Here is a 22,049-nt window from a genome sequence, read left to right as displayed (position 1 = left end):
GACTACCAGGACGCGTCGTCCAGGACCAGCCGGCCCGCCTTGCGGTATTCGCGTTGTGCCCCCGCCAGCAGATCCGCCGTCGACACGCCGTCGCCGCGGCCCGCCGCCGCGTACGCGGCCGTGACGACCGCACTGCGGATCGAGCCGCCCGCCAGCTCGAAGTCCGCCGCGCAGGAGGCCGGATCGATGCCGTCGGCGCACGGGACATGGGCGAGGCTGTGCCGCCAGAGCGCCAGGCGCTGCTCCTCGTCGGGGAACGGGAAGTCGACCACCAGGTCCAGCCGGCGGGTGAAGGCGTCGTCGATGTTCGAGCGCAGGTTGGTGGTCAGCAGAGCGATGCCGTCGAACGACTCCAGACGCTGGAGGAGATAGGCGCTCTCCATGTTCGCGTGGCGGTCGTTGGAGCTGCTGACCTCGGAGCGCTTGCCGAAGACGGCGTCCGCCTCGTCGAAGAGCAGCACCGCGTCCGTACGGTCGGCCTCGGTGAAGATCCGCTCCAGGTTCTTCTCCGTCTCACCGACGTACTTGTCCACGACGGACGGCAGCTGCACGACGTAGAGATCGAGGCCGAGTTCACCCGCGACCACCTCGGCGGAGAGCGTCTTCCCGGTACCGGAGTCGCCCGCGAACAGCCCCACCACGCCCCGCCCGCGCCCGCCGCCCGCGCTCAGCCGCCAGTCGCCGAGCACCCGGTCGCGGTGCTGGGCACGAAGGACGAGTTCCCGTAGCTGCGCCAGCGGGCCCTCGGGCAGGACGAGGTCGCTCCAGCCGACGTCGGGCCGGATACGACGGGCGTGCCGCTCGAGGCCCGAAGCGGACTGCTGCCGGGCCGCGAGCCGCAGATGCGCTGCGGACAGCTCCGTACCGTCGAACGCGGCGAGTTCCAGCGCCGCGCGGGACGCGCGGCCGATCCCGACAGGTCCGAGCCGGTACGCGGCGACGACCGGCGCCAGGTCGAACTCCGGCTCCTCGGGACCGAGCGCCGTCCGCCAGGCGTCGAGATCACCGGCACGCTGCCGGGGCGCTTCCAGCACGATCGGGTCGCGCCCCCCGTCGCACCACTGCGGGTCGTACGGGCGCGGGTCCGCGAGCAGGACCGGGACGTCGTTCACCGCAAGCGCGCGGATCAGCTCATCGGGCTTCTCGGGCAGCGAGGTCACCACGACCGCGCGGCCCGTCAGCCGCGCCTCGCGGAGCAGCTCCCGGTACGGGAGGCGCTCGCCCGCCGCGCGTTCCACCGGCGCGTGCTCCTCGGGGCGGTGGTCCCCCGGGCGTTCCCCCGGGACGAGATGCAGGGCCGGGATACCGGCCGCGCCCAGGGCCGCGGTGGCGAAGGCGAGCCCGTCGCCGTCGCGGTGCTCACGCAGGTAGACCGTGAGCGGGCGCGCCGAGAGCTGCTCGGCCAGCCTCCGTACCTGCGGGTCGACGGCGTACGCCGTGCCGGTGCCCTCCGCGCCCTCCGGGCTCTCCACGTCCGCTTCCACGGGCAGGTACGGAAGCGGTCGTACGGTCCCGTCCAGCGCCGGGTCCGGGGTGTCGTCGCCGAGCAGGTGGGCCACGACCCGGTCGGGAACGCGCAAGGAGCGGCTGAGGAAGGGGCGTTCGGGATCGTCCACCTCGATCAGCCCGCGCGCGAGCAGCCGCGCGGCCGGATGGAACCGGGACCGTCCCGCGGCGGAGTGCGTGGGCACCCCGCACAGGTCGAGAGCGAGCGCGACGGTCGCCCGGCGGCGTGTGACGTCGTCGTTGAGGTAGCCGTACAGCGACTCGAACGTGCGGTCCAGGTCGGGGGCCAGCGCGATCAGCAGGATCTGGGTGTCGAGCGGGCTGAGGCGCAGCCAGTGGGCGAGCCAGTGGAGGCGGTCGTCGTCCGGCGGCTCGGAGGGCTCGGGCTCGTCCGGCTCAGCCGCCGTGTCCGGCGCCCCCGGCCCGTCCGGCTCGTCCGGGCCAGGGGGATACGCATCCCCCGCACTCCCGAACAGCAGGTGACGTACCGCGTCGTCCGTCAGATACATCCCGCGCATCGGATCGGTGGCCGTCGGGTCGGTGGCGCTGCGACGCTCGACGAGGAGAGCCACCCGCTCGCGCAGTCCTGCGAGTCGTTCGAGCAGCGGAGAGGAGGAGTCGCTCACTGCCGCTGCTCCTGACGCGGTCCCGTCGTGCCGTGCTTCTTCGCGAAGTCCTCCTTGGCGGCGTCGACGCTCTCCGCACTGTGGTAGCGCGCGGGGCTGTCGTCGGGCCGGCCGTCCGTCCCACGTACCTGAACGCCGAGCCCTTCCGTGACGGGCGGGCCGACCCTGTATTCGGGGGACCCCAGGAAGGGCGCGGTGATCACCACGTCGAGCGAGGGCTTGAGTTCGCCGCCGAGCGCGGACCAGATGTCCGCGAGCGAGCGCGCCTCGGTGTGCAGCCCCGCGACGGTCAGCGGGACGGAGAGGCCGAGTCCGGCGAGTGTGCCGGTCAGGTCCTCCGGCGGGAGGATCTCCTTGGGCAGCAGCGTGTGCAGTACGGCGGAGAGCATCCGGTGTTCGTCCTGCGGGCGCTTGGTCCAGGCCGTGACGAGATACGAGAGCCGGAACCAGCGTGGCGGCTGGTGCTGCTTGAGGACGATCCCCTGCTCGTCGCGGAGCGACATCTTGCCGCGCTGGCGCCGCTTGGTGTCCTCGCGGATGTCGTACAGATACGCGTCGATGGTCGGGGCATTGCGCCGGGCCGCCCAGTCGCGCGTCGGGGCGTCGAAGGTGACCTCGACGTCGGAACCGGCGAAGGCGCCGCGGACGAGCAGCCCTCTCAGGATGTCATCCACCTCGTGGATCACGGTCGGCCTGCCCTTCACCGTCGCTGCCCGTCACGGAACCGCTCGTCGCCGAACGCACCGTCATGGAACGACCTGTCATGTATCGATCTGTCACTGCGGTCGGCCGGACCGTGCGCGGTCCGGCCGGTCCTGGGCTCCTCGGCACGGAGCGCCCCAGCCCATCGTCGCCGTCAGGACGCCCGCCCCGGGAGGCACCCGGGGGACGATCACGGGGCAACCCCGCTGCCCCCGTGTTGCCCTTCTCCTGTCCTCAAGGCCCTTGAATCGGCGCACGGACCATCAGATGTAGCCTTCCCGCAAGGCATAGGCCACGGCATGGGCACGGTTGCGGAGCTGCAGCCGGGTCGTCAGACCGTGCATCACGTTCTTGACCGTGCGTTCGGAGTACGACAGTTTGCTGGCAATCTCCCCGGTATCCATTCCCTCGGCCACCAGCCGGAGCACATCGACCTCGCGTGGTGCCAGGCCGGACGCCGTGGCGCCCGACGCGCTGGTCGTGCCGCGCTGCAACGTGCCGACCTGGGCGATCAGCCGCCCCAGCAGGTCCGACGGCAGATCCCCGTCGCCCCGGGAGGCCGCGAGGACCGCCCGGAGAAGGCGGTGGCCGGTGGCCTCGCGCCGCCAGACGATCGCGCCGACGCCGTACTCGATCACCTGGAGCAGCTCCGCCTCGCGGATCAGACTCGTGACGAGGACGGCCTTGGTGCCGTCCGCGCGCGTCAGCCGCCTCAGCCGCGACAGCGTGGGTTCGTCCAGCCCCTCGGCGAGCAGGACCGCGACCGTGCCCGGCCTGCCCGCGCCCTCCTCGATCAGTTCCACCTCGGAGTGCCGGCGAAGCTGGCTGACCGCTCCGTCCAGGGACAGCGGGTCGGACGCATGGACCTCCACGGGGATTCTCACCGGGGCTCGAAGAACCATGCCTGTATGTCCTCGCATCTTGCCTCAACAGAACAAACCGTTCGTGCTCCTCCCATCCTTCCTTCGCCGACAGGACGACAACAACGTGGCCCACCACGAGACCGACCACGAGATCGGCGGCACGTCCCCATGACAGCGTTATCGAGTCAGCCACGACCCTGTCCGCCGGTCCCGGACCCGCCGTCGGACCTGGGCACCGCCTCCGCCGGCCTGCTCGAACGCGAGTCCGCGCTGGACCTGCTCGCAGCGGAGGCCGGCCGGGCCATGGACGGATCCGGGCGGCTGGTCCTGTTCCGCGCGCCCACCGGTACGGGCCGCAGCGCGCTGCTGGAGGCCGCCGCCGAACTGGGCGCGAGGCTCGGCATGCGGGTCCTGCGGGCCCATGCTTCCGCCGAGAGCTCCGGCATCCCCCTCGCCCTGATCACTCAGCTCCTCGACCCACCGCACGATCTCGGCAGCCTCCACGACGACACCCCGGACACCCCGCACCACCTCGGCTACCCGTCCCGCCTGTGGCGGTTGCTGTGCGAGCACGCGGCCGAGTCGCCCCTGCTGGTCGCCGTCGACGACGCGCACCTCGCCGACCAGGCCTCCCGGCGCTGGCTGGCCGAGGGCGCCCGACGGCTGACGGGGATGCCGGTCCTGATGGTGGTGACCGAGCGCGGGCAGTACGACATCACCCCGCCGGCACCGGGCCTCGCGTACTCCCTGCCACCCGGCGTGGTCCGGATGCACGCGGTCGCGCCGCTCAGCCGTCCCGCCGCCGAGGATCTGGTGCGCGGTGCCCTGGGCCCGGACACCAGCGACGCCTGGGTGGACGGCTGCGTCCGGGCGGGAGCCGGCAACCCGCTGCTGCTGCGCGCGCTGCTCGACGATCTACGGGCGGTCTTCCCGCACCGCGGCCTGGCCGGCACCGCGGCCGACGGCGGCCCGGAGCCGGCACTGCCCGAGAACTGCGCCGAGCTGTACCCGGGGGCGTTCGTGGCGGCGGTCTCGTGGTGGCTGAGGAGCACGGGCCTCGAAAGCACCCTGGTGGCCCGCGCGCTCGCGGAACTGGAGGACTCCGCGCGGCACGAAGAGGGGGAACACGGGTTCCCCGGCGGTCCCGGTCTGCCCGGCGCCCGCCCGGGACCCGCCGTGCACGACGACCTCGGCCCGGGCCACGAACCCGGCCACGACTTCGGCGACTTCCTCTCCGACCTCACTCGTGCCGACCCCGACCGCGTCGGCGGCTGGGTCACCGCGATGATCCGGCTCGGACTGCTGCGCCGCGACCCCGGCACCGGCGTCCCACGCTTCGCGCACCCCCTGCTGCGCGGAGCGGTCCTCGACGGCTGGCCCCGCTCGCACCGGCAGGCCCTGCACCTCCGCGCGGCCGAATTGCGCCAACGCCGGGGCGACGGGGTCGAAGCGGTGGCCGGGCATCTGCTGCATACCACCCCCGGCGGTACGGAGCGCATCGCCAAGGCCCTTCTCGACGCGGCAGCCAAGGCGTCCAGGGCCGGCAGGACCGGCGCCGCCGCGCACTACCTGCGCCGCGCGCTGGACGAACCGATGCCGCGCGAACGCCGGGCCGCCGTACTCACGGAGCTCGGCGAACTGGAGTTCGCCACCTTGCGGACCGGCGGGATACCCCGGCTGACCGAGGCACTGCGCCTCCAGGAACAGCCCAGGGGCCGGGTGCTGGCCGCGGTCAACCTGGGCAACGCCCTGGCCCACCGGGGCAAGCCGCACGCCGCGCTCGACGTCATGCGCGATCTGGGCCCCTTGGACGGGGACCCCGTCCTCGCCCGTACGATCCAGACGGCGTCGGCGTTCTTCTCCGACCACGACCCGGAGATCCGGCGGGCCGTCTACACCCGGCTCCGCGAGCGCGCCGAGCGCTCCCCGGAATGGATCAGCCCGGCCCTGCGTGCCCTGCTGATCCGGTACGAGGCGACGGCCGGGCTGCTGTCCGCCGAGTCGGCCATGCGGCAGATCCGGCGGCTGCTGACGGCCCCGGAGGATCCGCTTCTGGTGCCCTACCTGCTGGGTACGGCCGCCGCCGTGGCGCAGTGGGCCGACGCGCCGGACGACGCCGAACGCATCATCAGGACCGGGCTGACCGAGCACTGGCTGTCGCCTCTGCACCCCGTCCACCGGTCGCTGCTCAACGCGCGGGTGGACACCGCTGCCGCACGCGGCCATTACCGATGGGTGCTGGAGGAGACCGCCGACAGATTACGGGCTCCGGGTGACTCGCCCCGCACCCTTGCGAGCAACTTCCTGGCCCAACGCGTCATCGCGCTCGTCGAGTGCGGCCGTCCCACCGAGGCCGAACGGCTCATCGCCGGTATCGATGTCAAGGAGTCACAGGACAGTTGGGAGCAGAATCGATTCCTCTACGCGCGTGGTGTACTGCGTGCGTCCGTCGGCGATCCGGCGGGCGCCCTGGACGACTTCCAGGAGTGCGGCAGGCGCCAGCTCGGCCGCGACGTGGAGAGCCCCGTCGTCACACCGTGGCGCTCGGCCGCCGCCGAGTGCCATCTCCTTCTGGGGGAAACGCCGGAGGCCCTCACGCTCGCCGAGGAGGAGAACCGGTACGCCGCCGTATGGGACACGCCCCGGGTCCGCGGCCGTGCCCTGCGCGTGCTCGGCGCGGCCACCGGGGGCCGACGCGGTCTCGAACTCACCGCCGAGGCCGTCGGCATCCTGCGCGGCACATCGCTCGACGTCGAGCTGATCCCCGCGCTCATCACCCACGGCCTCCAGCTCACGGCCGCCGGACAGCCCCGCAGCGCCCGCCCGCTGCTCAGGGAGGCCGCGACGGCGGCCGAACGGCTGGGCGCCGTCCGGCTGTCGGGCCGCGCGGAACTGGCCCTGCGCGCCAGCGGGGCCCGCCGCAGCAACGCATCCCTCACGGGCCGCGGCTCGCTGACCGCCAGCGAACGCCGTATCGCCGCACTGGCCGCCGGCGGACGGACGAATGCCGAGATCTCGGAACTGCTGCACCTGGCGCGGCGTACCGTGGAAACCCATCTGACCAGCACCTACCGCAAACTCGGCATACGACGGAGGGGAGACCTTCCGGCCGCCCTGAACGGCGATACGCAAGAGGCCACTTGACCGGTCCCGCGATCTGCGCGTGGAGCGGGAGCCCGAGCGGCCGACGGCCTGCCCGTCCGGAACCGTCTCAACCGCGGACGTTGCCCTCGCGGCCCTCCCGCTCACCCGCTCACACCCGGGATCCTGCCCTCGCGGCCCTCCCGTTCCCCACGTGGGGCGGGCGACCATTCCTGATCAGGCGTTGAATGGCGAGGAGTACCGTGCGCGCATACAAAGCACAGGCCGAGCAGGCCGGTGGCCGGGAGAGCAGTCGCCGCGCGGAGGCGCCGGCCACGTTCGCGCAACGCGTTCGGGCTCTCCAGCGCACGGCGGGAAACGCGGTTGTGGCCCGCGCCGTCGAGGAAGACCGGCACGAGCACGGCGCCGCATGCGGCCATGAGACCGCCGAGCAGCCGCCCGCCGACGCGTCGTCCGTGGTCGGCGCCGTTCGCTCCCCGGGCCGTCCGCTGGACGCTCACCTCATGGAAAAAGCGGAGCAGGGCTACGGCATGTCCTTCCGCCATGTGCGCGTACACAGCGACCCGGCCGCGCAGCGCTCGGCGACGGAACTCGGCGCCCGTGCCTACACCACAGGCCATGACATCGTCGTCGGCCCGCAGGGCGCGGACGACGAGACGATGTTCCACGAGCTCGACCACGTCCGCCAGCAGTCCCTGGGACCCGTGGCGGGGACCGACAACGGGGCGGGAGTGGCGGTCTCCCACCAGGACGATCCGTTCGAGCGCCATGCCACGGCGAACGGCAGGAGGATGGCCCAGGGGGCCATGCCCGACCTGTCCGGCCCCGGATCCGGCGCCTCCGCCGGAACGGCCACGCCCGCTGGGAACGGTGGCGGAATCACGGTGGCCCGAATGATGGCCGGCGGGGGCCGGAGAATGCACAAGAAGGACCGCGGCCAGATGTTCGAGATCACTGGCCGGCGCGGCCCGATCGTCGGCAGGTACGTCAGGTCCGCGTCGGACGGCACGGAGATCTTCGACACCACACAGGGGCGCATCCAGGTGAACCCCGAACAGATCCTGGGCCCCCGTGCCACGGTGGGCGGCCTTCACCCGGAGGGCCGGACCCGCCCGCCCGAGGAGAATCTGCACGACCGGGACCAGATCTTCCTGTCCGAGGCCGACCTGTCCGCGGCGCGGGCGCGGGTGCGCAGAGATCCCAGCCAGGCGGGCAGGATGGCCGCCACCACGTTCGAGGAGCGGCCCGACTACCAGGAGTACGAGAACAACCGCGAGGACCTGCGGCGACTGGGTGTCCCCGTACTCAACGACGTCGACCTCAGCCGGCCCGAGGCCGCCGGCCGCCTCAGCGGGGTCGGCCCGAACGCCAACATGCACTTCCAGATGCCGCGCGTGCCACGGGGAACTCCCGGTTACTCCACCCAGAAGCTCATCAGGGACACCGGCCGGCTGCCCGGGCGCGCCGGCCGCGACGACGTGACGGTGAGCGTCACCACGCCCCACCCGTCCAAGTACCCGAAGTCCGGAACGCACAACGGCTTCTACGGCATGGAGAACCGAAAGGGCGTGCCGGAGGGCATGAGGCTCGCCGGCGAGCACTCCGACGACGACGCGGACCTCGAGGAGTACGGCTACGGTCACCGGCAGTCCACGAAGGACGAGGGTGCCGCCGTGGCCGAACGCCGCAAGACCTACCGGATGGAGTCCGACCGGCGCAGCAACAGCCCCGAGGAGGATCCGGACCCTTCGTACCGCCGCAGGAGCAGGAGCCGCACGAGCCAGGCTCCGGCCCCCACCCGTCGGCGCAGGTCGAGCAGGCCGCCCCTGAGCACGACGGGCCGCCGCCCTCACGCCACCGCCCCCGTCAACTATGCCGCGGTGGAGGACGAGGACGACTACATCGGCAGTCAGCCCGAGATCAGCAGTCACCGGCGCCGCCGCGGCAGTGTCGCCCCCAGCTACGTCATCGACTCCGCGGACGAGGGGACGACGTCCCGCAGGAGGAGCCGTCGCTCCGCCGACGTGGGGGCCTTCGAGCCCGAACCCGAGCGGGAACGCAGCCGCAGCCGGCGTCGCAGACCGAGCCGGGCACCTTCCGGCATGAGCAGCAGCCGTCCCGTCGACATCGGCGACGCCGTCTCCTACGGCGCCGGACCGATCGACGCCGAGCCCCGGCGGGAACGCAGCCGCAGCCGCAGGCGCAGGCCGAGCCGGGCACCTTCCGGCAGGACGAGCGATCGCCCCGTCATCCTCGACGACGACGTCTCGTACGGAGCCGGACCGATCGACCTCGAACCCCGGCGGGAGCGAGGACGTAGTCGTCGGCCCTCGTCCTCCCGGACGCCTTTCATCACGGACAGCGGCCGTAGCACCTTCGCCCCCACCAGCTATGCCGAACCCGAATGGGAGGAGGACTTCCCGTACGACGCCGATCCGTTCGCTCCCGCGCCTTTCCGGGACCACAGCCGCCGGCGTAGGTGACCGACCGTCTGCCGGCAGTCCTTGCTCGCCAACACGCCCCGGAACGAGGGCCGTTCGAAGCCGCGCCCTTGGACGGCCCGGCTCGGGGAAGGCGAGCAGGTATGGACATCACGGCGTTCACGCATGGACGGCGATGGGCCGCACTGCTGGCGGTCGCCCCCCTGGTCGCGGCGTGCGGCGGGGACCCCGGCGCGCGACCGGACGGAGCACCCCCCGCCCTGGGGCAGGGAGCGCACCTGGTGATCACGACCGGGAACGGCGTGCGCCTGCGGCCGGCCGACGGCGACCGGGCGGTCACCGGTTCACAGACCGACAGCCGTTGGTCCCACCGTGACGACAACCGTGACGACATCTGGGTCCTCGACCTGTCCTGCCCGCAGCGCGAGGGGCACGACGACGGACCGTGCCCCCGCATGCCCGCGATCGGCGTCCCGGCGGGCGTCTTCGTCACGGTCACCGCCAGGAACGCGGGCATCGACGTGGCGGGCCTCTCGGCGGGGCTGGACCTGACCACCGTCAACGGGGACGTGTCGGTCACCCGGTCGGGCCTGAGCGACGCCACCGTCCGCCTGGCGACGCGGAACGGCTCCGTGCGCGCCGGGACCCTGCGTTCGGCGGACCTGCACGCCGAGACCGTCAACGGGGACGTGACGCTCGGCAGCGCCACCTCACCGTCCCGTCTCACCGCCTCCACGACCAACGGTTCGGTACGGGTGGCGCTGCCGCACGGCGCACCCGCCTACGACGTCGACGCCGCGACGCGGAACGGCAGGACCTCGGTCGCCGTCCCCTCCGCCACGGAGGCGAACGGGCACGACATGACGCTGTCCACCGTCAACGGTGACGTCACCGCCACGCGCGGATGACCTTTCCTACGGGTGCTCCCCCGGCCCCTCGGCGTTCGAGGCGAAACGGGTGGGCGAGAGAGCGGTGTCCTCCTCGCCCGGCTCCAGCAGGGTGGCGGCGGCGCCGACGATGAGACGGTCCGGTTCGCCGACGGCGTCGGCGTCCTTCGCCGCGTAGTCGATGCGCGCGAGGAGACTGCGCATCGCTTCCAGGCGCGCCCTGCGCTTGTCGTTGCTCTTCACGACGGTCCACGGCGCGTGACCGGTGTCGGTGGCACGGAACATGTGGATCTTCGCCGTGGTGTAGTCGTCCCAGCGGTCGAGCGAGTCGATGTCCGTGGGCGAGAGCTTCCACTGGCGCACCGGGTCCACCTGGCGGATGGCGAAGCGCGTGCGCTGTTCGGCGCGGGATACGGAGAACCAGAACTTCACCACGATGATCCCGTCGTCGACGAGCATCCGCTCGAAGTCCGGGCACTGCCTGAGGAAGAGTTCGTACTCGGACTGGGTGCAGAAGCCCATGACTCGTTCGACTCCGGCCCGGTTGTACCAGGAACGGTCGAAGAAGACGAGCTCGCCGGGCGCCGGCAGGTGGGCCACATAGCGCTGGAAGTACCACTGGCCCCGCTCGCGGTCCGTGGGCTTGTCCAGGGCCACGATGCGCGCGCCACGGGGGTTGAGGCGCTCGGTGAAGCGCTGGATGGTGCCGCCCTTGCCGGCCGCGTCCCGACCCTCGCAGACCACGACGACCCGCGCGCCGGTGTCCTTCGTCCACCGCTGCAGCTTGAGCATCTCGATCTGCAGGATGCGCTTGATCCGTTCGTACTCCTTGCGCCGGATCTTGCGGTCGTACGGGTAGTTCTCGCGCCAAGTCTTGATCGGCCTGCCCGCTTCGTCCAGCAGGATCGGCTGCTCCGGCCTGCTGGTGTCGACGGTCAGGCCGTGCAGCAGCTGCTTCTCCAGCCGGTCACGGTCCACGGAACCAAGCCTGTCACCAGCTCGCGCCCCGCGCCAACAGGTGGCGCAGGGCGGGGCCGCCTTGTACAGCGGGTCGTCGCTGATGTCGGTGGCCGGCCCTCGCCGGCCTTGGCCTCGACCTGATGTTCTTGAAGCCGAGGCGCTCGACGAAGTCGACCCGCCCGGTGCCGGGCCCCTGCTTGTCGCCCCCGGGACGGGACGCGCCGGCGAGCATAAGTAAGGTGAGCCTAACAGTGCCAGGTCAGCGGTCCGCTGCTGTGCCCCCGCGAGGTACGGAGAATCCCTTGTCGAACGCCGCGCCCGTGGCAGCCACCGCCGACGCGCCCGTTTCCGGCGGCGACCCCCTGGCCGGGGCGGTACCCCTGCGGTCGGCGGAGCAGCTGCGCGAGATCCTCGGTACGCCGTGGCCGCTCGTCATCGACAAGGTCCACGACGAGCTCACCGAGGACGACCTGGGCCTCCTGGCCCGTGCGCCGTTCTGCGCGGTGTCGACCTCCGACGCCGACGGCAACTGCGACACCTCTCCTCGCGGCGGCGAGCCGGGCTTCACGCGGGTCCTGGACTCGCGCACGCTCGCCCTGCCCGACCTGCCGGGCAACCGCCGCGGCGACAGCTTCCACAACATCCTGTCCAACCCGCACGTCGGCCTGCTCTACCTGATACCCGGCGTGATGACCGTCCTGCGGATCAACGGCCGCGCCCGCATCCTCACGGACGCGCCCTTCTTCGAAGAGATGACGGTGAAGGGACGGCGCCCGGACCTGGCCCTGGTCGTGGAGATCGACGAGATCTATCTGCACTGCCCGGCCTCGCTCAAGCGCTCGGGCGTGTGGGCGCCGCAGACCTGGGAGGGCGCGGCCGGGAAGGCCTAGCCCTTCCCGGCCGGAGAACCCGTCCCGGCCGGAGAACGGAGGATCTAGAACCCGCCGCCGTCGAAGCCTCCGCCGCCCCCGAAGCCGCCGCCTCCGAAGCCACCGCCGTCGCCGAAGCCGCCGCCTCCGAAGCCGGAGGAGTCGAAGTCGGAGCCGGAGACGTCGCCGCCGCCCCAGTCGCCTCCCCCGCCTCCGCCGAAGTCACCGCCGCCGTACTCCGCCGCGTAGGCCGGGGTGGAGAGCATCGAGCCCAGCACGGTGCCGACCAGCAGGCCCGGGAGCAGGCCGCCGCCGAAGTAGCCGCCGGCCCAGGGGCCGTAGGCCGGGCCCGCCTCCCAGTAGGGGCGGCGTCGCCCGTCGCCGACGTCGACCGTGCGGCTCATGGGGTCCTCGCCCTCGCGCAGCCGGACCTCGTCGGCGCCGCAGACCGGGACCTCGCGGGCCGCGCCGCCGGACGGCGTCCACCGGACGTCCGCGACCGAGGGCCCGTGGCGCGGGTCGAAGAAGCAGGGTGGGCGGCGCGCCGGAAGTGCGCGGCGCTTGCGGCGGGCCTCCAGGACGGCGAGGGAGAAGCGGCCGTCCTCCAGGGCCTTGGTGACCCCGCGTACGTCGGAGGGGTGGTGGGCGTTGCCCATGCGGGATTTGGCGTCCTCGTAGGAGTCGAGCGCGCGCTCGTAGTCGATGCGCATCGCGTCGTCGGCTCCCTTCTCGCCGGGATGGAAGTCCAGCCGGTCCAGGGTTTCGCCGTAGGCGGTGATGTCCTCGTCGACGACGACCCGGAGCTTCTCCAGAGCCGCCTGCTCTTCCTCCTCCTTGCGCTTCCTGTTGCGGCGGGCGACCGCGAACGCGGTGCCTCCGCCCACAAGGACCAGCCCTCCGAGGACGACCAGGCCGGTTACCGGTGCGCCGTTCACGGCGCCGTCGTCGGCGCCGCCGCCGCCGGACCAGGATGCCGGGGCGCTTCCCTTGGCCTGGTCGACGGCCCGGTCGACGAAGGCGTTGAGCTGGGTAGCGGCATCGGTGTCCGTGCCGGGTGCCTTCACGGCGGTGGTGAGGTTCTCGACGGCCCGGGTCGGCATCACCTGCGGGTCGGCGCCCGCGTCGAAGCCGTCGCCGAGGCGGACCGCGTAGACACCGGTGACTCCGGTGTCGGTGCGCAGATTCTGCAGGAGGTTCTCGGGCGGGTACTGGGACGTCGCGGGCAGCACGGCCACGAAGACCGGCTTGTCGGCGTCCTTGATCTTCTTCTCCAGGGCGGCCTCCTGGGACGCCGAGAGCTGACCGGACGCCGCCGGGTCGACGTACACGGGGCCCTGGCGCAGGGCGCTCGCCGCGTCGTCGATCGTGGAGGGGGCGGCCTGGGCAGCGGGGGTCATCGCCAGCACAGCCGCCGAAAGTATCAGCAGCAGGCAGGCCCACAGGGGAGCGAACAGCCTCTTCCGCATACTCCGAAAGTAACCCGAACGGGCGACAAATGCGTCGCCCGCCCGGGTTCCGTTTCTGTTGTTACGCGGCGCGGTACGCCGTGCGCAGCTTCGCCACCGCACCGGTCAGATCACCGGTGAGCAACAGATGGTCGGCCTCGGCGAACGGCTTGGACACCGCCGCGGTCAGCTTTCCGCCGGTCCTCTGCTGGACCAGGAGCCTCGCCCGGTCCACGATCTCCTTGCCCGCCGCGGTCTTCCCGAGGCCCGCCCGCTCGGCGAGCTGCGCGGCGACGGCCAGACCGGTGAGAGCGGCTTCGCCGCCCGACGGGGCCTTCTTCAGGGTGGTCAGTCCCCAGCCGTACGGGAACTGCGGGTCGTACGTCGCGTCGCCGACGTTGATCGGCAGCTGCGACTCGGACTTCGGCCAGGTCACCGGGAGCTGTCCGGTGAAGGCCCGCTTCCCGTAGAGGACGTCGGCGACGCCGTCGCCCTCGGTGCCCGGCAGCCAGGAGGCGACCAGGGCGTCGATGTCGCCGAGGCGGTCCCCGATGAGCTGGGGGCGGCCGGAGACGACGAGGACCGCGCACTTCATGGCGGCGCAGACCGTGTCGACGGCCGCCTTGTCGGCGTCGGTGAGCTCCAGGTCGTGGCCGTTGCCGACGTCTCCGATGCCCTCGGCGTACGGCTTCTCGCCGACGACCACGACTCCGACGTCGTACCCCTCGGTCGGGGCGGAGGCGTCCTTGGAGAAGGTGGCCGAGGAGGTGTTCTTCTCGATGCCCTTCAGGATCGTCGTACCCGTGGTGGTGGCACCGGAGGCACCCTGCCAGCTGACGGTCCAGCCGCCGGCCTGGTTGCCGAGGTCGTCCGCGTTGGAGCCGGCGACGTAGACCTTCTGCGACGCCTTGAGCGGAAGCACCGAGCCGTCGTTCTTCAGCAGCACCTGGGACTTGGCGGCTGCCTCACGGGCGACCGCGCGGTGCTGCGCCGAGCCGACGTCGTCCAGGTTCGACGTGTCGGCGTACGGCTTCTCGAAGAGGCCGAGGCGGAACTTCTGGGTGAGGATCCGGGACACCGCGTCGTCTGTCCGGGCCTGGCTGATCCGGCCCGCGGTGACCTCGTCCTGGAGCGTCTTCGTGAAGTCCTGGTACGCGGTCGGGACCATGATCATGTCGAGCCCGGCGTTGACCGACGTACGGACGTCGCTGGCGTAGTCACCGGGGATCTGGTCGATGGCCTGCCAGTCGCTGATGACGAAGCCCTCGAAGCCCATCCGGTCCTTGAGCACACCGTTGATCATTTCAGCGTTGGCGTGCATCTTCACCGGACCGGCGTCGTCGCCGAGGATGTCCAGCGAGGAGTACGACGGCATGACCGTGCCGACGCCCCGCTTCACGGACTCGGCGAACGGTGCGAGGTGGACGGCTTCGAGCTCCTGGCGCGTGACCTTCGTGACGCCCTGGTCGATGGTGTACGAGCCCGTGGTGGAGGAGCCGAACTCCGTGCCGCCGTCGCCGACGAAGTGCTTGGCGCTGGCCAGCACCTTGTCGTTGCGGTCTAGGTCCTTGCCCGACGGACTGCCCTGCATGCCGGTGATGACCGTCTCCATGGCCTCGACCAGGGCGGGGTCCTCGCCGTACGCCTCGTAGGAACGGCCCCAGCGCTCGTCACGGGTGACACAGACACAGGGGGCGAAGTCCCACGGGATGCCCGTGGCGCGGACCTCGTTCGCGGTGACGGCGCCCGTCTTCTCGGCCAGCTTCGGGTCACGGCCCGCGCCGATGCCGATGTTGTGCGGCAGGATCGTCGAACCGATCACATTGTTGTGGCCGTGCACCGCGTCCACGCCGTAGATCAGCGGGATCTGGAAGCGGGTGGCCTGTGCGCGCAGCTGGTAGGCGTCCACCATCTTCGCCCACGCCTCGGGCGTGTTCGGCGTGGGTACGGAACCCCCGCCGGAGAGCAGTGAGCCGAGGTCGTACGTGGCGATGTCGCCCTGCGACTTCAGCGCGTTGCGCTCGGCCTGCGTCATCTGGCCGGCCTTCTCGGCCGGGGACATGCGCGCCAGCAGGTCGGCGACGCGCTTCTTCACCGGGAGCTTCGCGTTCTGGTAGGGCAGCCCGTGGGCGTCGATGACGACCTGGGGGTTCTCCTTGGGCGCCTTGGCACCGGTGACGGTGAGCTCCAGCGGGATCGTCTCCGCCGACTCCGCCCCCTTGTCCTTGGCTGTGGCCACGGAGACGGTGTGCGTGGTCCCGGAGGCGGTGCCCGCGGGGAAGGTGTGGGTGCCGGTGACCGGTGTGTAGTCCTTGCCGGAGTCGGCGCTGCCGCCCTTGGTCGTGTACGCGACCGTGACGGGCTCCTCGATGGGGACGGAGCCGGTGGTGGCGACGGAGATCTTGATGTCCGCCGTGCCGCCCTCCTTGACCGGGTGCACGGCGGAGTCGACGACGACACTCGACTTCAGGGCCGGGTCGGCCTTGCCGTACAGCTCGACGGCGTCCATGGCGAAGGAGCCGGGGGCGCCGGTCGGGAGGGTCAGCGCGTAGCCCCACATCTCGTTCAGGCCGAGGACCTGGTCGATGCCGCCGACGGGCTGGTAGTCGGCCCGGTAGACGAAGTCCGCGAAGGGGATCTCGACCTGGTGCCAGCCCTCCCAGTCGTCGGTGAAGGAGGTGGTCCACAGCTCGGAGGCGCCGCCGTTGGCTCCGCCGTCCTTGATCTCGAAGTTGATCCGCTTGCCCGAACCGGGCGGCAGGGGCGCGGTGTTCTGGCCATACCACCAGAAGCGGATGCCCTTGTGGGCCGTCCAGTCCTTCGGGGGCTGGTCGACGGCGAACTCATGGCTGAGTCCGCCCCAGGCGCTGATGTCGTAGGTGCCCTGGAGCACCTTGTCGCCTTCGGGGGCGTCCGCGCGCTCCTCGAACTTCAGGGCGGGGTGGTCGTCCGCGTCGCCGCCCCAGGTGAACAGGGAGTCGGCGGGCGGGTTGCCGAAGGGGACCTCGCCCTCGAAGCGGTCGACGAGGACGGGTGCGGGGTCCTCGGCGTCGGCCGCCGCGCTGGGGACGGCCCCGGCGAGGAGTGAGGCGAGGACGGTGGCTGCGGCGAGCGCGGCGGTCGCCGGTCTCGCGCGGTGGCGTGCGCGGGCGTGCGGTGTACGGGGCATGTGCGGCTCTTCTCTGCTCCGGTGGCCGGTGGTCGGGGTTACTTCTGCTCGACCCGCACCCAGTCGATCTCCGCCTTGATGCCGCCCTGGGCGACGCGGTCGACGCTGGACTGCGGGAGACCCCAGTAGGGCTGGGTGACCTTGTTCCAGCCGGCGGGATAGGCGCCGCCGAGGGCAAGGTTGAGGATCACGTACTGGTTGTGGTCGAAGACCCACTTGCCGCGGGTCGACTCCAGCTTCTGGCGGGAGGTCTGCTGGACGACGCGGTCGTCGACGGTGAAGGTCATGCCCTCGGGCGTCCACTCGACGCCGTAGGTGTGCCACTGGTCGGCACGGCCGCCGTTCGGGTACGTCTGCTGCCTGCCGATGTTGCCGTCGGCGGAGTACCCGGGGCCGTGCAGGGCGGAGCTGGTCCAGTCGCCGTAGCCGATGTTCTCCATGATGTCCGTCTCGCCGGAGCCGGGCCAGGAGACCGCCGGGTCGTCGACGTCGCTGCCCAGCATCCAGAAGGCCGGCCAGTACCCGTCGCCGACGGGCAGCTTCATACGGGCGCTGACCTTGCCGTAGGTGAAGTCGAACTTCGTGTTGGTGTCGACGCGGCCCGAGGTGAAGTCGAACGTGCCGTTGGGCGTGGAGGTGCAGCCCTTGCAGTACTTCGACTCCAGGACCAGGGCGCCGTTCTCGGTCCGGATGTTGGCGGGCGAGTCGACGTACGCCTGGGACTCGCCGTTGACCGGGCCCATCTCCGTACCGGTGCGCACGACACGCCACTTGGAGCGGTCGAGGCCCGATCCGGTGAAGTCGTCGAAGAACTTCGTGGTGTACGCGCCGCCGGGGTTCTTGGGCAGGGCCGGGTAGGCGGCGTTCGCGCTGCCGCCGGTGCCCCACACCTGGAACTCGTAGAGGGAGTAGCCGAACTGGGCGGTGGAGGGCGCCGGGTTGTAGAAGGAGCGGCGCTCCTTGCCGAGCATCCGGACGTAGCGGCCGGTGGCGGGTGCGGACAGGGTGATCGTGTCGTGGCGGCCCACGGCGTCGCCCGGCGACTTCACGTCGGCGCGTCTGGCGGCGACCTCGGAGGCGGACGGGCGGTGCACCGTGCGCCAGGTCCTGTTGTCGTCGGAGACCTGGATCTCGTAGTCGACGGCGTAGGCGGCCTCCCAGTACAGGTCGAGGCTGCTGATGGTGGAGGTGGCGCCGAGGTCGACGCCGACCCAGCGGCTCGCGTTCCAGTCGGAGGACCAGCGGGACCGGTCGGCCTTGAGGTCGGCGGGCCAGCCGCCGTCGGTGATGTAGGCGGGTGAGTTGCCCGCGTGCTGGTAGAGGTTGCCGAGGGCGGGGTGGTTCAGGGCGAGGTTGGCGCGGGTCGTCGACGCGGGCGCCGGCTCGCCGCCGTACACCTGGAAGGAGAAGAGGGAGTAGCCCCAGGCGGTGGCTCGCTCCACCCCGCGCATCCGGACGTAGCGGCCGGTGACCTCCTGCGGGTAGGTGTGGGCGGTGACGGTGCCGCCGGTGCCCTCCGTCTCGGTGTAGAAGGGCGTCCAGTTCGTGCCGTTCCTCGGAGACCTCCAGGACGTATTGCTTGCCGTAGGCGGCCTCCCACTCCAGCTTCACCTGGTTGATGCGGATCGTGGCGCCCAGGTCGATCCGTATCCAGGCGTCGTCGGCGAAGTCGCTGGACCAGCGGGTGGCGGCGTCGCCGTCGGCCGCGGCCCCCGGGGCGACTCCGGCGTTCTCGCTGCCGGACGCGGTGACCGCGCCGGGGTCCGCGGTGTAGGCGGACGCCGCTCTGTCGGTGTCCCAGGCCGCCGCGGCGGCTCTCACCGCGGGGTCGGGGGCGGGGGCCGCGAGGGCCATGGGCGTGGCGAGGGCGATCAGGGCGGCGGTCGTGGCGAACAACGTCGTACGAGAGGGCATGTGGGGGTGCTCCGATACGGGTCAGTCGGTGCGGGATTCACGGGTGAGGCGGATCGTGTCGCGGTACCACTTGGCGCTGTCCTTGAGCGTCCGCACCTGCGTGTCGTAGTCGACGCGGACGATGCCGAACCGCTTGTCGTAGCCGTAGGCCCACTCGAAGTTGTCCATGAGGGACCAGGCGAAGTAGCCCCGGACGTCGGCGCCCTGCCGGCGTGCCTCGGCCACGGCCTCGATGTGGTCGGCGAGATAGGCGGTGCGGTCGGTGTCGGGCACGGAGCCGTCCGCGGCGACGGTGTCGTCGAAGGCGGCGCCGTTCTCCGTGATGACGGTCGGCAGCGCGTAGTCGCGCTGGAGACGCGTCAGCAGGTGGGTGAGCTCGGTGGGGGTGATCTCCCAGTCCATGGCGGTGCGCGGCAGGTCGCGCTCGACCCCGCGGACGACGGGGAGGCCGTCGGCGTCGGTCGGCGATCCGTCCTCGGTGACTCCGGAGAACAGGGCGCCCCGGTAGAAGTTGACGCCGAGGACGTCGAGGGGGGTGGCGATGGCTTCCAGGTCGCCGTCCCGCACGCGCAGCTCGATGCCCTGGGCCGCGAGGTCGTCGACGACGTCCTGCGGGTAGCTCCCGTGGACGATCGGGTCGAGGTAGAGGCGGGTGCCCATGCCGTCGGCGCGGCGGCAGGCCTCCCGGTCGGCCTCGCTGCCGGTCTCCGGGGTGGCGGTGCCGAGGTTGAGGGTGATGCCGAGTTCGAGCGGGCGGGTCCCCGCCGCCTCGCGCATCTGCCGGGCGGCGAGGCCGTGGCCCAGGAGCAGGTGGTGGACGGCGCCCATGGCGTCGCCCATGTCGCTGCGGCCCGGGGCGTGCGCCCCGTAGGCGTATCCGAGCATCGCCGAGCACCACGGCTCGTTCAGCGTCGTCCAGTGTTCGACCCGGTCGCCGAGCGCCTCGTAGGCGAGCATGGCGTACTCGGCGAACCGCAGGGCGGTGTCCCGGACGGGCCAGCCGCCCGCGTCCTCCAGCTCCTGCGGCAGGTCCCAGTGGTAGAGCGTGATCCAGGGGGTGATGCCCCTGCCCTGGAGCTCGTCGACGAGCCGCTTGTAGAAGTCGAGGCCCTTGGCGTTGGCGGGGCCCCGGCCGCCCGGCTGGATGCGCGGCCAGGCGAGCGAGAAGCGGTAGGTGTCGACACCGAGGCCGGCGATCAGCTCCACGTCCTCCGGCATCCGGTGGTAGTGGTCGCAGGCCACGTCGCCGTGCTCCGCGTGGTGCACGGCGCCCGGGACCCGGCAGAAGGTGTCCCAGATGGAGGGGGTGCGGCCGTCCTCGGAGGCGGCGCCCTCGATCTGGTACGAGGAGGTGGCCACGCCCCAGCGGAAGTCCGCGGGGAGTCCCTGGACGGCGGCGGGCTGCAGGCTGCTGCGGGGCGTGACGAGATTCATGGGTCTCCGTAACTCCGGGTGTGCTGTGGGGTGGTGAGCGGTGGTGCGTCGGTCAGTGGTGCAGCCAGCAGGCGGCTTCGCGGTCCTGGCCGGCGTCCGGCGGGGCGAGGACCGGGACCCGCTGCGCGCACGGTTCGAAGGCCTTGCCGCACCGGGGGTGGAAGGCGCAGCCCGAGGGCATCGCGGACAGGTGCGGGGGTGAGCCGGGGATGCCGGTGAGCTCGCGCCGGGGGCCGTGCAGCGCGGGGAAGGAGTGCAGCAGGCCCTCGCTGTAGGGGTGGCGGGGGTCGCGGTAGATCTCGGCGGCTCCCGCCTGCTCCACGATCCGCCCGCCGTACATGATGGCGATCCGGTCGGAGAACTCGATGAGCAGCGAGATGTCGTGGGTGATGAACACGACGGAGAAGGAGAGACGCTCGCGCAGCTCCACCAGCTTGCGCAGGATCTGCCGCTGCATGACGACGTCCAGCGCGGTGGTGGGCTCGTCCATGATGACGATCTCGGGTTCCAGGGCGAGCGCCATCGCGATCATCACGCGCTGGCGCATGCCGCCCGAGAGCTGGTGCGGGTAGGCGACGAGCCGGTCGGCGGAGATGCCGACGAGGTTCAGCAGCTCCTCGGCCCGCGCGGTCCGCTCGGCGGCCCGCATGCCGGGGCGGTGCGCGGTGAGCACGTCGGTGAGCTGGCTGTGGACGGTGTGCACCGGGTTCAGCGAGTTCATCGCTCCCTGGAACACGATCGACAGCTCCTGCCAGCGGAAGGCTCGCAGCTCGTCCGGGCTCAGGGCGAGGATGTCGACGGCCTCACCGCCCGGCCGGTGGTAGTGCACGTCGCCCCCGGTGATCACCCCGGGCGGGGAGAGCAGCCGGGTGACGGCGTACGCCAGCGTGGACTTGCCCGAGCCCGACTCGCCCGCCAGACCGAGGACTTCACCGCGGTGCAGGGTGAGGTCGATGTCCCGCAGCGCGCGGACGCCGGTCGCGCCGGTGCCGTAGTCGACGTTCAGGCCGCTGATGGTGAGGATCGGCTCGGCGGTCATGCGCTGTGCTCCTTGCTGGACTTGCCGGGCGATTCGGGGGCGCCGGACGGTGTCGGCACACCGGACGGCCGGGTCACGCCGTCGCGGACCACCGGGGTGAACGCGGGCGGCTCGGACGCGCCGGGCGACCGGGTCCCGGCGGTGCGGACCACGGGGGTGAAGCCGACCCGCATCCGGACCTTCCGGGAGGAGCCCGTCGCGGTGCGCAGGCGCGGGTTGACGAACTCGTCGATGCCGAAGTTGATGAGGGCGAGCGCCGTGCCCAGCAGCGCGATGCACAGGCCGGCCGGGACGAACCACCACCAGGCGCCCTGGGCCAGGGCCTGGTTGGACTGTGCCCAGAAGAGCACCGTCCCCCAGTTCCAGTGGGAGATGTCGGCCACGCCGATGAAGGCGAGGGTGATCTCCGAGAGGACCGCGAAGATGACGGTGCCGACGAATCCGGACGCGATGACGGCGGTGAGGTTCGGCATCACCTCGAACAGGATGATCCGCCAGGTCGACTCACCGGTGGCGCGGGCGGCCTCCACGTAGTCGCGGCGCCGGAGCGACAGGGTCTGGGCGCGCAGCACGCGTGCCCCCCAGGCCCATGAGGTGAGGGCGATGACGACGGCTATCAGCATGTCCCCGGTGTCCTCGACGAAGCTCGCGATGATGATGATCAGCGGCAGGCCCGGGATGACGAGGAAGATGTTGGAGAGCATCGAGAGGATCTCGTCGGCGGCTCCGCCGAGGAACCCCGCGCTGACCCCGATGAGCACGGACAGCACGGTCGCCAGGATGCCGGCGAGGAATCCGACGAGCAGCACGCCGCGGGTTCCGACCAGGATCTGGGAGAGGACGTCCTGCCCGGTCTGGGTCGTCCCGAACCAGTGGTCGGAGGACGGCGGTTGCAGCAGCTGGTCGCTCATCGCGTCCGGGTCGTACGGGGCGAGCCAGGGGCCGGCCACGGCGAGGATCAAGAAGAACGCGAGGATCAGCAGCCCGGTGCGGGTCTTCCCTCCGCGCAGGAAGCGGAACCTGACCCGGCCGGCCGCGGCGGGGGTGGGCGGGTCGTCCAGTACGGCGACGTCGGTGGCGGTGACGGACACA

Annotated in this window: 13 protein-coding genes and 1 pseudogene; 4 read left to right on the top strand and 10 right to left on the bottom strand. The window is 71.8% G+C overall.

All coding sequences use genetic code 11. The features are described 5' to 3' along the window. Window positions 1-2: 2 nt before the first annotated feature. The 3 genes from ACFWFI_RS11100 to ACFWFI_RS11090 form a co-directional block, all read right to left on the bottom strand. Window positions 3-2,132 carry an ATP-binding protein gene (locus ACFWFI_RS11100; protein WP_387387906.1) on the bottom strand — a complete coding sequence of 710 codons (2,130 nt, stop codon included), beginning with the start codon at window positions 2,130-2,132 and terminating at the stop codon, window positions 3-5. Further along, the gene (locus tag ACFWFI_RS11095; RefSeq protein WP_387387904.1) at window positions 2,129-2,818 is read right to left on the bottom strand and encodes a Pvc16 family protein; all 690 of its coding nucleotides are present in this window, start codon (window positions 2,816-2,818) and stop codon (window positions 2,129-2,131) included. The genes ACFWFI_RS11100 and ACFWFI_RS11095 overlap by 4 nt, the downstream gene beginning before the upstream one ends. A 279-nt stretch (window positions 2,819-3,097) precedes the next feature. Further along, window positions 3,098-3,736: a helix-turn-helix transcriptional regulator gene (locus ACFWFI_RS11090; RefSeq protein WP_387387903.1), complete on the bottom strand. Its 639-nt coding sequence runs from the start codon at window positions 3,734-3,736 to the stop codon at window positions 3,098-3,100. A 129-nt stretch (window positions 3,737-3,865) separates the two neighbouring features. Between ACFWFI_RS11090 and ACFWFI_RS11085 the strand changes: the two genes are divergently transcribed. The 3 genes from ACFWFI_RS11085 to ACFWFI_RS11075 all read left to right on the top strand — a co-directional run bounded on the left by ACFWFI_RS11085 (window position 3,866) and on the right by ACFWFI_RS11075 (window position 10,148). Beyond that, on the top strand, window positions 3,866-6,841 hold the full coding sequence (locus tag ACFWFI_RS11085; RefSeq protein WP_387387902.1) for a helix-turn-helix transcriptional regulator: 2,976 nt from the start codon (window positions 3,866-3,868) through the stop codon (window positions 6,839-6,841). 200 nt (window positions 6,842-7,041) lie between these two features. After that, the gene (locus ACFWFI_RS11080; protein WP_387387900.1) at window positions 7,042-9,282 is read left to right on the top strand and encodes an eCIS core domain-containing protein; all 2,241 of its coding nucleotides are present in this window, start codon (window positions 7,042-7,044) and stop codon (window positions 9,280-9,282) included. A gap of 101 nt (window positions 9,283-9,383) precedes the next feature. After that, entirely contained in the window at window positions 9,384-10,148 is a 765-nt protein-coding gene (locus ACFWFI_RS11075) for a DUF4097 family beta strand repeat-containing protein (RefSeq protein WP_387387899.1), read from the top strand. Window positions 10,149-10,154: 6 nt separating this feature from the next. Here the strand turns inward: ACFWFI_RS11075 and ppk2 are convergent, their stop codons facing one another. Then, window positions 10,155-11,105, bottom strand: coding sequence for a polyphosphate kinase 2 (gene ppk2, locus ACFWFI_RS11070; protein ID WP_387387897.1), 951 nt, complete (start codon window positions 11,103-11,105; stop codon window positions 10,155-10,157). A 284-nt stretch (window positions 11,106-11,389) separates the two neighbouring features. Here ppk2 and ACFWFI_RS11065 point away from each other — a divergent pair, with 284 nt between their 5' ends. Beyond that, a complete protein-coding gene (locus ACFWFI_RS11065; protein WP_387387895.1) occupies window positions 11,390-11,977 on the top strand; it encodes an MSMEG_1061 family FMN-dependent PPOX-type flavoprotein in 588 nt (195 codons plus the stop codon). Window positions 11,978-12,021: 44 nt separating this feature from the next. Here the strand turns inward: ACFWFI_RS11065 and ACFWFI_RS11060 are convergent, their stop codons facing one another. From ACFWFI_RS11060 to ACFWFI_RS11035, 6 genes and pseudogenes are all read right to left on the bottom strand, one after another. Beyond that, window positions 12,022-13,422 carry a hypothetical protein gene (locus ACFWFI_RS11060; protein WP_387387894.1) on the bottom strand — a complete coding sequence of 467 codons (1,401 nt, stop codon included), beginning with the start codon at window positions 13,420-13,422 and terminating at the stop codon, window positions 12,022-12,024. A 61-nt stretch (window positions 13,423-13,483) separates the two neighbouring features. After that, window positions 13,484-16,570 (bottom strand): glycoside hydrolase family 3 N-terminal domain-containing protein, encoded by a 3,087-nt coding sequence (locus ACFWFI_RS11055; protein ID WP_387387892.1) that lies wholly within the window; start codon window positions 16,568-16,570, stop codon window positions 13,484-13,486. A 38-nt stretch (window positions 16,571-16,608) separates the two neighbouring features. Then, window positions 16,609-18,484: pseudogene (locus ACFWFI_RS11050) on the bottom strand (discoidin domain-containing protein). Between the two features lie 21 nt (window positions 18,485-18,505). Beyond that, window positions 18,506-19,918: a GH1 family beta-glucosidase gene (locus ACFWFI_RS11045; protein WP_387387891.1), complete on the bottom strand. Its 1,413-nt coding sequence runs from the start codon at window positions 19,916-19,918 to the stop codon at window positions 18,506-18,508. Window positions 19,919-19,970: 52 nt separating this feature from the next. Continuing rightward, window positions 19,971-20,957, bottom strand: coding sequence for an ABC transporter ATP-binding protein (locus tag ACFWFI_RS11040; RefSeq protein ID WP_387387889.1), 987 nt, complete (start codon window positions 20,955-20,957; stop codon window positions 19,971-19,973). Then, window positions 20,954-22,048 (bottom strand): ABC transporter permease, encoded by a 1,095-nt coding sequence (locus ACFWFI_RS11035; protein WP_387387912.1) that lies wholly within the window; start codon window positions 22,046-22,048, stop codon window positions 20,954-20,956. The genes ACFWFI_RS11040 and ACFWFI_RS11035 overlap by 4 nt, the downstream gene beginning before the upstream one ends. Window position 22,049: the final 1 nt, after the last annotated feature.

Source organism: Streptomyces sp. NPDC060209 (genome assembly GCF_042728155.1).
Taxonomy (GTDB): Bacteria; Actinomycetota; Actinomycetes; order Streptomycetales; family Streptomycetaceae; genus Streptomyces.
Note: the sequence above shows the minus strand (reverse complement) of the source record. Positions and strands in the feature narration are given on the sequence as shown.

What these genes read in the sequence shown, in the direction of transcription:
- ACFWFI_RS11090 (WP_387387903.1), bottom strand. Translation starts at nt 3,736, where the DNA reads ATGGTTCTTCGAGCCCCGGTGAGAATCCCCGTGGAGGTCCATGCGTCC.
- ACFWFI_RS11085 (WP_387387902.1), top strand. Translation starts at nt 3,866, where the DNA reads ATGACAGCGTTATCGAGTCAGCCACGACCCTGTCCGCCGGTCCCGGAC.
- ACFWFI_RS11075 (WP_387387899.1), top strand. Translation starts at nt 9,384, where the DNA reads ATGGACATCACGGCGTTCACGCATGGACGGCGATGGGCCGCACTGCTG.
- ACFWFI_RS11060 (WP_387387894.1), bottom strand. Translation starts at nt 13,422, where the DNA reads ATGCGGAAGAGGCTGTTCGCTCCCCTGTGGGCCTGCCTGCTGCTGATA.
- ACFWFI_RS11055 (WP_387387892.1), bottom strand. Translation starts at nt 16,570, where the DNA reads ATGCCCCGTACACCGCACGCCCGCGCACGCCACCGCGCGAGACCGGCG.
- ACFWFI_RS11045 (WP_387387891.1), bottom strand. Translation starts at nt 19,918, where the DNA reads ATGAATCTCGTCACGCCCCGCAGCAGCCTGCAGCCCGCCGCCGTCCAG.
- ACFWFI_RS11040 (WP_387387889.1), bottom strand. Translation starts at nt 20,957, where the DNA reads ATGACCGCCGAGCCGATCCTCACCATCAGCGGCCTGAACGTCGACTAC.